The 8,657-nt window shown below is 65.7% G+C and carries 9 protein-coding genes; all 9 read left to right on the top strand.

Annotated features, from left to right (window positions below; all coding sequences use genetic code 11):
- Positions 1 to 40: 40 nt before the first annotated feature.
- The 9 genes from hmgA to AC52Q4_RS00320 all read left to right on the top strand — a co-directional run bounded on the left by hmgA (position 41) and on the right by AC52Q4_RS00320 (position 8,531).
- Positions 41 to 1,354: a homogentisate 1,2-dioxygenase gene (gene hmgA, locus AC52Q4_RS00360; RefSeq protein WP_495534807.1), complete on the top strand. Its 1,314-nt coding sequence runs from the start codon at positions 41 to 43 to the stop codon at positions 1,352 to 1,354.
- 205 nt (positions 1,355 to 1,559) lie between these two features.
- Entirely contained in the window at positions 1,560 to 2,483 is a 924-nt protein-coding gene (paaX, locus tag AC52Q4_RS00355; protein WP_495534806.1) for a phenylacetic acid degradation operon negative regulatory protein PaaX, read from the top strand.
- A 154-nt stretch (positions 2,484 to 2,637) separates the two neighbouring features.
- Positions 2,638 to 3,633 (top strand): 1,2-phenylacetyl-CoA epoxidase subunit PaaA, encoded by a 996-nt coding sequence (gene paaA / locus AC52Q4_RS00350; protein WP_495534805.1) that lies wholly within the window; start codon positions 2,638 to 2,640, stop codon positions 3,631 to 3,633.
- A gap of 20 nt (positions 3,634 to 3,653) precedes the next feature.
- A complete protein-coding gene (gene paaB, locus AC52Q4_RS00345) occupies positions 3,654 to 3,935 on the top strand; it encodes a 1,2-phenylacetyl-CoA epoxidase subunit PaaB (protein WP_495534804.1) in 282 nt (93 codons plus the stop codon).
- A gap of 23 nt (positions 3,936 to 3,958) precedes the next feature.
- Complete coding sequence (gene paaC, locus AC52Q4_RS00340; protein WP_495534803.1) at positions 3,959 to 4,717, top strand: 1,2-phenylacetyl-CoA epoxidase subunit PaaC; 759 nt, start codon at positions 3,959 to 3,961, stop codon at positions 4,715 to 4,717.
- A complete protein-coding gene (gene paaD, locus AC52Q4_RS00335) occupies positions 4,704 to 5,201 on the top strand; it encodes a 1,2-phenylacetyl-CoA epoxidase subunit PaaD (RefSeq protein WP_495534802.1) in 498 nt (165 codons plus the stop codon). Before paaC ends, paaD begins: the two co-directional genes overlap by 14 nt.
- Positions 5,202 to 5,263: 62 nt before the next feature.
- Positions 5,264 to 6,346 carry a 1,2-phenylacetyl-CoA epoxidase subunit PaaE gene (gene paaE / locus AC52Q4_RS00330; RefSeq protein WP_495534801.1) on the top strand — a complete coding sequence of 361 codons (1,083 nt, stop codon included), beginning with the start codon at positions 5,264 to 5,266 and terminating at the stop codon, positions 6,344 to 6,346.
- A 158-nt stretch (positions 6,347 to 6,504) separates the two neighbouring features.
- Entirely contained in the window at positions 6,505 to 7,278 is a 774-nt protein-coding gene (locus tag AC52Q4_RS00325; RefSeq protein WP_495534800.1) for a hypothetical protein, read from the top strand.
- Between the two features lie 539 nt (positions 7,279 to 7,817).
- Positions 7,818 to 8,531: a hypothetical protein gene (locus AC52Q4_RS00320; protein WP_495534799.1), complete on the top strand. Its 714-nt coding sequence runs from the start codon at positions 7,818 to 7,820 to the stop codon at positions 8,529 to 8,531.
- The last annotated feature ends 126 nt before the right edge of the window (positions 8,532 to 8,657 follow it).

Here is an 8,657-nt window from a genome sequence, read left to right as displayed (position 1 = left end):
CTGCGATAATGGGACCGGACGAGCGGGGAGGGTCGCGAACATGCCCACATCGGAGCGTGCGCTTGAATACCTCAGCGGCTTTCACAACGAGTTCGAGACCGAGGCGCTGACCGGCGCCCTGCCGATCGGGCGCAATTCGCCTCAGCGCCCGCCGTATGGACTCTACGCGGAACAGCTCAGCGGCACCGCCTTTACCGCCCCGCGCGCGGCGAACCGACGCAGCTGGCTTTATCGGATCCAGCCCTCGGTGGTGCAGTCGGAGTACCGGCGCATCGGCAACGCCGGGCTGCAGCCTCCGGGGAGCGACGAGCCGGCCGACCCCAATGCGATGCGCTGGAATCCACTGCCGATGCCGACAAGCCCGACGCAATTCCTTGACGGTCTGCTTACCTACTGCCTGGCCGGCGACATTGTCGCGCAGGCCGGCTGCGGCGTTCATCTCTACGCTTGCAATCGCGACATGACGGATACGTTTTTCTACGACGCCGACGGCGAGCTGCTCATCGTCCCGCAGTCCGGCGAGCTGCTTTTACACACGGAGATGGGACGCCTCACCGGCGCCCCTGGAGAGATCCTGGTCATTCCGCGCGGGGTGAAGTTCCAGGTGCGCCTCGCCCCCGGCACGAGCGCGGCGCGCGGATACGTCTGCGAGAATTTCGGCGCGTTCTTCCGCCTGCCCGAGCGCGGGCCGATCGGAGCCAATGGCCTGGCGGCCGCGCGGGACTTTCTCACTCCGGTCGCCGCCTATGAGCAGCGCTCGGGCGAGTTCACGCTGCTCGCCAAGTTCCAGGGCCACCTCTGGGCGTGCACCCTCGATCACTCACCGCTCGATGTGGTCGCCTGGCACGGTAATTACGCCCCGTACAAGTATCCGCTCGCGCGCTTCAACACCATCAACACGGTCAGCTTCGATCACCCCGACCCGTCTATCTTCACGGTACTGACCTCACCGAGCACCGTGGCGGGCACCGCCGACGTCGATTTCGTCATCTTTCCGCCCCGCTGGCTGGTCGCGGAGGACACCTTTCGCCCACCGTATTTCCACCGCAATGTCATGAACGAGTTCATGGGCCTGATACGGGGTGTTTATGATGCCAAGGCACAGGGCTTCCAGCCGGGCGGCGCGAGCCTTCACAATTGCCTGACCCCGCACGGCCCGGATGCCGAGACCTTCGAGGCCGCCGCGCAGGCCGCGCTGCAACCCGTCCAGCTAAGCGATACGCTCGCCTTCATGTTCGAGAGCCGTCACCCCTTCCGCGCCACGGCGCAGGCGCTTCGCACGCCTCTGCGTCAGCGCGACTACGTGCGGGTGTGGCAGGATCTGAAGCCGCGTTTTGACCCCGATTCGTGTTGATCGCCTCGCCTCGCCGCGCTCCGGCCCGGGCCCGGAGATCCTGGCAAGGGCGGCCACGTTGCGCCCTGCCGGGGTAGCCGCTGTGATCGGGAGACCTCAAGGGGCAATATTCCGTATAATATCGCGCACTTGCGCGACCTCGTGAGGTTCGATCCCCACGTTCCGTAGCCGAAAGGCGCTCCACCGGCGTCCCCTTGAGCGAGCCATGGCGAAGATCCGCAGCGTTGAAAGGCTGATCGAAGAATTCCGCGCGCGCCGTCCCATCCGCGCCGGCTCTTTAATCATCACGGTCTATGGCGATGCCATCGCGCCACGCGGGGGCACGGTCTGGCTCGGCAGTCTGATCGAGCTGCTCGAGCCGCTCGGACTCAACCAGCGCCTGGTGCGCACCTCGGTCTTTCGCCTGAGCAAGGAGGGCTGGCTCAGCGCCGAGCAAATCGGCCGGCGCAGCTATTACAGCCTCACCCCGTCCGGCTGGCGCAGCTTCGAGAAGGCCTACCACCGCGTTTATGCCGAACCGCATCAGGACTGGACCGGGGAGTGGACGCTGGTTTTGACCTCATTGCTGCCGAACGGCACACGTGACGCGCTGCGCCGGGAGCTGGCGCAGCTCGGGTTCGGCAACATCGCCCCGGGAGTCCTGGCACATCCCAGCCCGCCCCGGGAGGCGTTCATCGCCACGCTTCAAGAGCTCGACGTGCAGAGCGAGCTGATCGTGATGAAAGCCCGCCACGAGGGGCTCTCCACCTCGCGGCCGATCACTCGCCTGGTGCGGGCCTGCTGGGACCTGGAGCAGCTCGCCCACGACTACCAGCATTTCCTGGAGTGCTTCCGGCCGGTCTGGCGGGCGCTCAGGAATGGCAGACACCTCGACCCGCAGCAATGCTTTTTGGTGCGCACCCTGCTCATTCATCACGTACGCCGCCTGCTGTTGCGCGACCCGCAGCTACCCGATGCGGTATTGCCCTCGGATTGGAACGGGGCGGCCGCGCGCCTGCTCGCCCGCAATATCTACCGGCTGACGTATCGGCTCGCGGAGCAGCATCTCGCACGGATTCTGCAGACCGCGGAAGGGCCGCTGCCGGAGCCGGCGCATTACTTCTACCAACGCTTCGGCGGCTTGATCTGATCCGAGACGCGCCCGGGCAGGCCGCCCCTCTGTCACCGACCTTAATGACACATATTATTGACTTGTCCCTTGCTGGCTGTATCATTTAATTAGCCTTCCGAAGGCCCAGTCCCGCGGCTTGCGGCTCCCTTCGTCCACGACCGGGAGGGTTGCGATGCCCCGCCAGCGAGCCGACACCGAGATCGAATCCCGCCGCGGCGCGCCCTCGCTTGCGCAGAGGGAACGTGCCTTTCAGGACAAGATCGACGCCGATATCAAAATCGAGCCCAAGGACTGGATGCCGGAGGCTTACCGCCAGACCCTCGTGCGGCAGATTTCCCAACATGCGCATTCCGAGATCGTCGGCATGCTGCCGGAGGGCAATTGGCTCACTCGCGCCCCGAGCTTCCGCCGCAAACTCATCCTGCTGGCCAAGGTGCAGGACGAAGCGGGTCATGGTCTCTACCTCTACAGCGCCACCGAGACGCTCGGCACTTCCCGCGAGTCGCTTCTGGAGGCGCTGCATGCCGGACGAGCCAAGTATTCGAGCATTTTCAATTATCCCACGCTCACGTGGGCCGACGTCGGGGCGATTGGCTGGTTGGTGGACGGTGCGGCGCTGATCAATCAGATTCCGCTGTGCCGCTGCTCCTACGGACCTTACGCGCGCGCGATGGTGCGCATCTGCAAGGAGGAGAGCTTTCACCAGCGCCAGGGCTACGAGATCATGCTCGCGCTGTGCCGCGGCACAACCGCGCAAAAGCGCATGGCTCAGGATGCGCTGAACCGCTGGTGGTGGCCCTCCCTGATGATGTTCGGGCCGCCCGATGCCGAATCCCTGCACACGCAGCAGTCCATGCGCTGGAAGATCAAGCGCCACACCAACGATGAGTTGCGCCAGCGCTTCGTCGACCAGTGCGTGCCGCAAGCCGAATACCTGGAATTGAGCTTGCCCGATCCGATGCTGCGGTGGGACCCGCATACCGGTCATTACGCTTTCGGCGCCATCGACTGGAGCGAATTCCACCGCGTGCTCAAAGGCGACGGCCCCTGCAACAGGGAGCGCATCGACACGCGGCGCCGGGCCTACCGGGACGGCGAGTGGGTGCGCGAGGCGGCGCTCGCCTACGCCGCGAAGCATTCTCACCGTGGCGCGCCGGCGCAAGGCTAAAACCTCGAGGGGGCATTGCCGTGAAGGACTGGCCGCTTTGGGAGGTCTTCATCCGCAGCCGTCACGGGCTTTCCCACAAGCACGTGGGCAGCCTGCACGCCTGCGACGCGGCGATGGCGCTGACCAATGCCCGTGACGTCTATACCCGCCGCAGCGAGGGCGTGAGCATCTGGGTCGTGCGCTCCACGGACATCGTTGCCACCGCGCCCGAGGACAAGGACATCCTGTTCGATCCGAGCGATGACAAAATCTACCGGCATCCAACCTTCTACGAGGTCCCGGACGAGGTGGACAACCTCTAGCCCGTGGCCTGAGGCGCCCGGCAATGAAGGAAGAGCACGCCTTATTCGAGTACCTGCTGCGCCTTGGCGACAACGCGCTGATTCTGGGGCAGCGTCTGACGGCCTGGGTCGGCCGCGCGCCGGCGCTCGAGGAAGAAATGGCCTGCGCCAACATCGCCTTGGATCTACTCGGCCAGGCACAGCATTGGCTCACCTACGCCGGCGAGGTGGAGGGCGCGGGCCGCGATGCCGACGCACTGGCCTGGCACCGCGACGTCCTGGACTTCCGCAATGCCCTGCTCGTGGAACAGCCGAACGGCCATTACGGTGATACCCTCATGCGGCAGTACCTGTTCGACGCCTTCCACCAGCCGCTGCTCGCCGCGCTGAGTGACTGCGCCGATCCGCGCCTCGCGGGCATCGCGGCCAAGGCCTGCAAGGAAGCCGGTTATCATCGCCGACGCAGCGCCGAGTGGATCATCCGTCTCGGCGACGGCACCGACGCGAGCCATGCCAGGTTGCAGGCGTCCCTCGACTCGCTGTGGCCGTATACCGGCGAGCTCTTCGCCACGGACGAGGTCGAGCGCACGCTGGGCGCGGCTGGGGTAGCCGCGGATCCAGCCATCCTACGCCGGTGCTGGGACGAAGAGACCACGCGCACGCTGACGGCCGCCACACTGCAACGCCCGGCCGACGGCTGGATGCAGGCGGGCGGCAAGCAAGGCCGGCATTCCGAGCAGCTCGGCTATCTCCTCGCGGAGATGCAGTTCCTACCGAGGGCCTATCCCGATGCGCACTGGTAACGATACGCAACGCCTCCCTGAGCGTGCGGCGGCCGAGCTACGCACATGGCTCGAAGCGCTTCCCGACCCGGAGATTCCGGTGCTGAGCATCGCCGATCTGGGCATTTTGCGCGACGTGCACCGGAGCGCCGGCGAGTGGGTGATCGTGATCACCCCGACCTACTCGGGCTGCCCGGCCACGCATGCCATCGAGCAGGCCATCGAAGCGCAGCTGCGCCGCCGCGGCGTGACGGCTTTCCGTATCGAGACGCGCCTCTCACCGCCATGGAGCAGCGATTGGATCACGCCCGATGGGCGGCACAAGCTGCAGGCGTACGGCATCGCCCCGCCAGCGCCCACCGCCGCCGGGCCGGCGCGACCGGCCTGCCCGCGCTGCGGTTGCAAGGACACCAGGCGCCTGAGCGAATTCGGCTCCACCGCCTGCAAGGCGCTATACCGGTGCACGGACTGTCTGGAGCCGTTCGATTACTTCAAATGCATTTGACGAGCGGACAACGATGAGCGTACCCATCATAGCCGCCGCTCACACCGCGCGGCGCGGGCCGGATGCCGATGGCCACCTTTCATGAGCTCACCATCGCCGATCTGCGCCCGCTCACGCGGGAGGCCGTCCTTATCACCTTCGCCGTGCCGGAGCCACTGCGCGAGACCTTCCGCTACCGCGCGGGTCAGCACATCGCGCTGCGCGCCCGGATCGGCGGCGAGCCAGTCACACGCACTTACTCCATCTGCGCCGGCGTCCCCGCCAACGAGCTGCGCATCGCCGTCAAGCGCCAGCCGCAAGGGGTGTTTTCGAACTTCGCCAACGATGAGCTGCACTCGGGGCAAGCGCTGGAGGTCCTACCGCCGCGGGGCCATTTCCATACGCCGCTCGACTGCCGTCAAGCCAAGCACTATCTTGCTTTCGCCGCCGGCAGCGGCATCACCCCGGTGCTCTCTCTCATCGAGACGGCTTTCGCCGTGGAGCCCGCGAGCCGCTTCACGCTCGTTTACGCCAATCGCGACGGTGCCAGCGTGCTCTTTCGTGAGCGGCTCGAGGATCTCAAGAACCTCTACATGGAGCGGTTCAACCTCGTTCATGTGCTCAGCCGCGAGCCCACCGAAATCGAGCTTTTTCACGGACGAATCACCCAGGAAAAGTGTGCCGAGCTCTGCGAGCGCTGGCTCGATATCGCGACGGTGGACGAGTGCTTCATCTGCGGCCCCGAGCCCATGATGCACGCCGTCTCCACGGTGGTGCGCGCGCATGGCCTGCCCCCCGGGCGGATCCACGTCGAGCGCTTCACCGCTCCGGGGGAGGCGAGGCGGCAATCCCGCCAGCGCCGCACTGAGACGCGGGCCGATCACACCGTCAGCCGCGTCACCGTCATCGCCGACGGCCGGCGGCTCGAATTCACCCTCGCGCGCAACACGGACACCATTCTCGAGGCCGGGCTGCGCTCCGGCGCCGATCTGCCCTTTGCCTGCAAGGGTGGGGTCTGTGCCACCTGCCGCGCCCGGGTCATCGCGGGCGGGGTGGAGATGGCCACCAACAACGCCTTGCAGGGCGACGAGCTCGCAGCGGGCTACGTGCTCACCTGCCAGAGCTACCCATTGAGCGATGAGGTCGTCGTGGACTACGACGCCTGACGAGCCGGAGTCATCCGCGCAGTGAGCAGCCTGCCAGACCACGGCGCACGAGAAGGCGAAAGACGTCGGGTGCCGATTGCCGACGAGGGCGCGTGGTTGTTGTAGAATAGCGGCCGTCGATCCACCGCCAGGACCCGCTTCCCGAGGTTCGAGACATCATGGGCAAAGCCTCCCGCGGCAAACGCCGGAGCATTACCCGCGACGATGCACAAGCGCTTCGCCTCGCGGCGGAAATGATTTTTGACCCGCGTCTGATCGCGACGTTCCAAAGCATCAAGCTGCATGACAAGCTCAGCGCGGCTCGCCTCGATGGGATCACCCCCGGGACGACGGCGTTGCTGGAAGCCCCGCGCACGCCCACTGACGCACCGGCGCAGGGCGACAATCCCACCGAATCCAACGCCCGCCCAGGGCATCCGACGCCGACCGCCTGGGCGGAGGGCATTCGCAAAGGCCTTCGCAGCCCGCCGTTGCGTGAGCGTCTGACTGCCGCGATCGAGTTCGGCCGCCAAGCTCTGCGCGCCGAGCCGGACTTCGAACGCCACACCGATCGCTTCGGTCTCGACGAGCCCACCCGCACGCAGGCCGAACGCGCCTACACCGCAACCCGCGAGCGGCTGCTCGCCGAACCTGCCGGACCCGACTGGCTCGCGCTGACGATGGTTTGCCTCGGCCGCGCCATTGCCACCAGCGCCCACGAGCACTTCGCCGAGGAGACGTGGGACGAGCTGACGTCGTTCATGTACGGGCTCGAAAGCCATTTTCTCGCGGCCGACGGGCCGCGGTTCGCGGACGAACTGCTGGAGTTCGACAACGTCTTCTACGAGGATCGGTTGCCGGAAATCCTCGGCTCGCGGATGCCCTTCGGCCTCGCCGAGCTCGCCTGCAACATGGCCGACGCGGGCCTATTCGAGACCAGCCGCCAGAGGTGATCCGAGGCACGCCGCGCCAGCCGCGTCGGCGCAATGGAACGGCCAAAAAGCGACGCAGTTGGCATTCCTGACAACGAATTCTTTACCGCTGCGCGCCGCTGCCCCTAATCTAAAGCCCGAGGCGCGCGGGGCGGGCGTATAGCGAAGTGCCGATCCATCTCTCATGCGGACCGAATCGCATCCGGACTCCGGTGTGGCAACCCCCCGCCGTGCTCATTAGGTTTTCTGGATCGCAGCGAACCTCCCTTATCGGCATCCATCGAACTGCCTTGGGCGAAAACGCCAGTCACCCGTCTCGAACGGTCTCCGAGGGCAAGCCGGATTGGCAAGTACGCGGCGCGGGGCGCCGTGTTGAGCTGTCCGTTGCGCCTGGCCCGGCGTTTCGTTGGGACGGCCGTGGGAGGATCCATCAGGGCTTGCCGAACAACGAAAAAATCTACTACCTGCCCGGTGTCATGCCAGGCGGCCGGGGGCGCCCCACGCACCGGCGTCCGGCCACTCAAGGATGACCGTGAGCAGGCACTCTGCGGAGGCCTTCTATGTCGAATATTGCTGGCAAAGCCTATGCCATGAACGTGGTCACACCCATGCCGCCGCGATGGACCTGGGTGAACCGCTTCCTGTTTTTCCTCGCGCGCGTGCTGCCCAGCAATCTCAAAGGTCTGCTGGGGCTTTCCCTTATCCACTTTGCCCGCTGGGTGGTCATCCGGCGCGATCAATGGCCGGATCTGGGGCAAGGAGGGCAAAGGCTTAAAAACGATTACATGCTCTTCTGCAGCAATTTCAACGGCACCTGGGATCAATACATCGATGCCTTCTCCGATGGTATTCCCAATGGCCTCGATCTTTTCTGGTATTCGAGCCGCAAATATCCGCACTCCATTCCCATAACGCCTTTCAAGGACTACATCGTCCACAATCAGATCGATACGACCTATTACTACAATGCCGTGCCCGGATCGGCGCAGCGCGACATCAAGTGTGCCCTGCGGGTGCGCCGCGCGATCAAAGCCCTCGCCGAGCAACACGCTCGCCTCGACGCCGAGGCGTTCGCGGCCGAATATTACCGGACACTGGCGGCGGTACAGAACGCCCTGGGCGCACCGGGATACGCCCCCATTGCAAGCAACGATACTGAGGCGGCCGCCATCAACCGTCAGCCCCATATCGAGCAGCGCTGGCACGAGGCGCCCGGGCGTCGAAGCGAAACGCCCGCGGAGCAGACCGGCGGCGCGGTCCTCCAGGAGAGTTGACGCCGCGAGGACGGCCGTACCCCGCTCTCGGGCGGAATCCTCGGCGATACCTTCTCCCGGCCGGCTCCGCCGGCACGAGGACGAGCCGTTAAGCCGGTTTTTGGCGTAAGAAAAACGAATAGGGAA

The organism is Nitrococcus sp. (assembly GCF_059432795.1).
This window is presented reverse-complemented; position numbering and strand designations above follow the sequence as displayed.

Bases quoted from the DNA above. Each gene is read 5' to 3' on its own strand.
- hmgA (WP_495534807.1), top strand. From the start codon at position 41: ATGCCCACATCGGAGCGTGCGCTTGAATACCTCAGCGGCTTTCACAAC.
- paaX (WP_495534806.1), top strand. From the start codon at position 1,560: ATGGCGAAGATCCGCAGCGTTGAAAGGCTGATCGAAGAATTCCGCGCG.
- paaA (WP_495534805.1), top strand. From the start codon at position 2,638: ATGCCCCGCCAGCGAGCCGACACCGAGATCGAATCCCGCCGCGGCGCG.
- paaC (WP_495534803.1), top strand. From the start codon at position 3,959: ATGAAGGAAGAGCACGCCTTATTCGAGTACCTGCTGCGCCTTGGCGAC.
- paaD (WP_495534802.1), top strand. From the start codon at position 4,704: ATGCGCACTGGTAACGATACGCAACGCCTCCCTGAGCGTGCGGCGGCC.
- paaE (WP_495534801.1), top strand. From the start codon at position 5,264: ATGCCGATGGCCACCTTTCATGAGCTCACCATCGCCGATCTGCGCCCG.
- AC52Q4_RS00325 (WP_495534800.1), top strand. From the start codon at position 6,505: ATGGGCAAAGCCTCCCGCGGCAAACGCCGGAGCATTACCCGCGACGAT.
- AC52Q4_RS00320 (WP_495534799.1), top strand. From the start codon at position 7,818: ATGTCGAATATTGCTGGCAAAGCCTATGCCATGAACGTGGTCACACCC.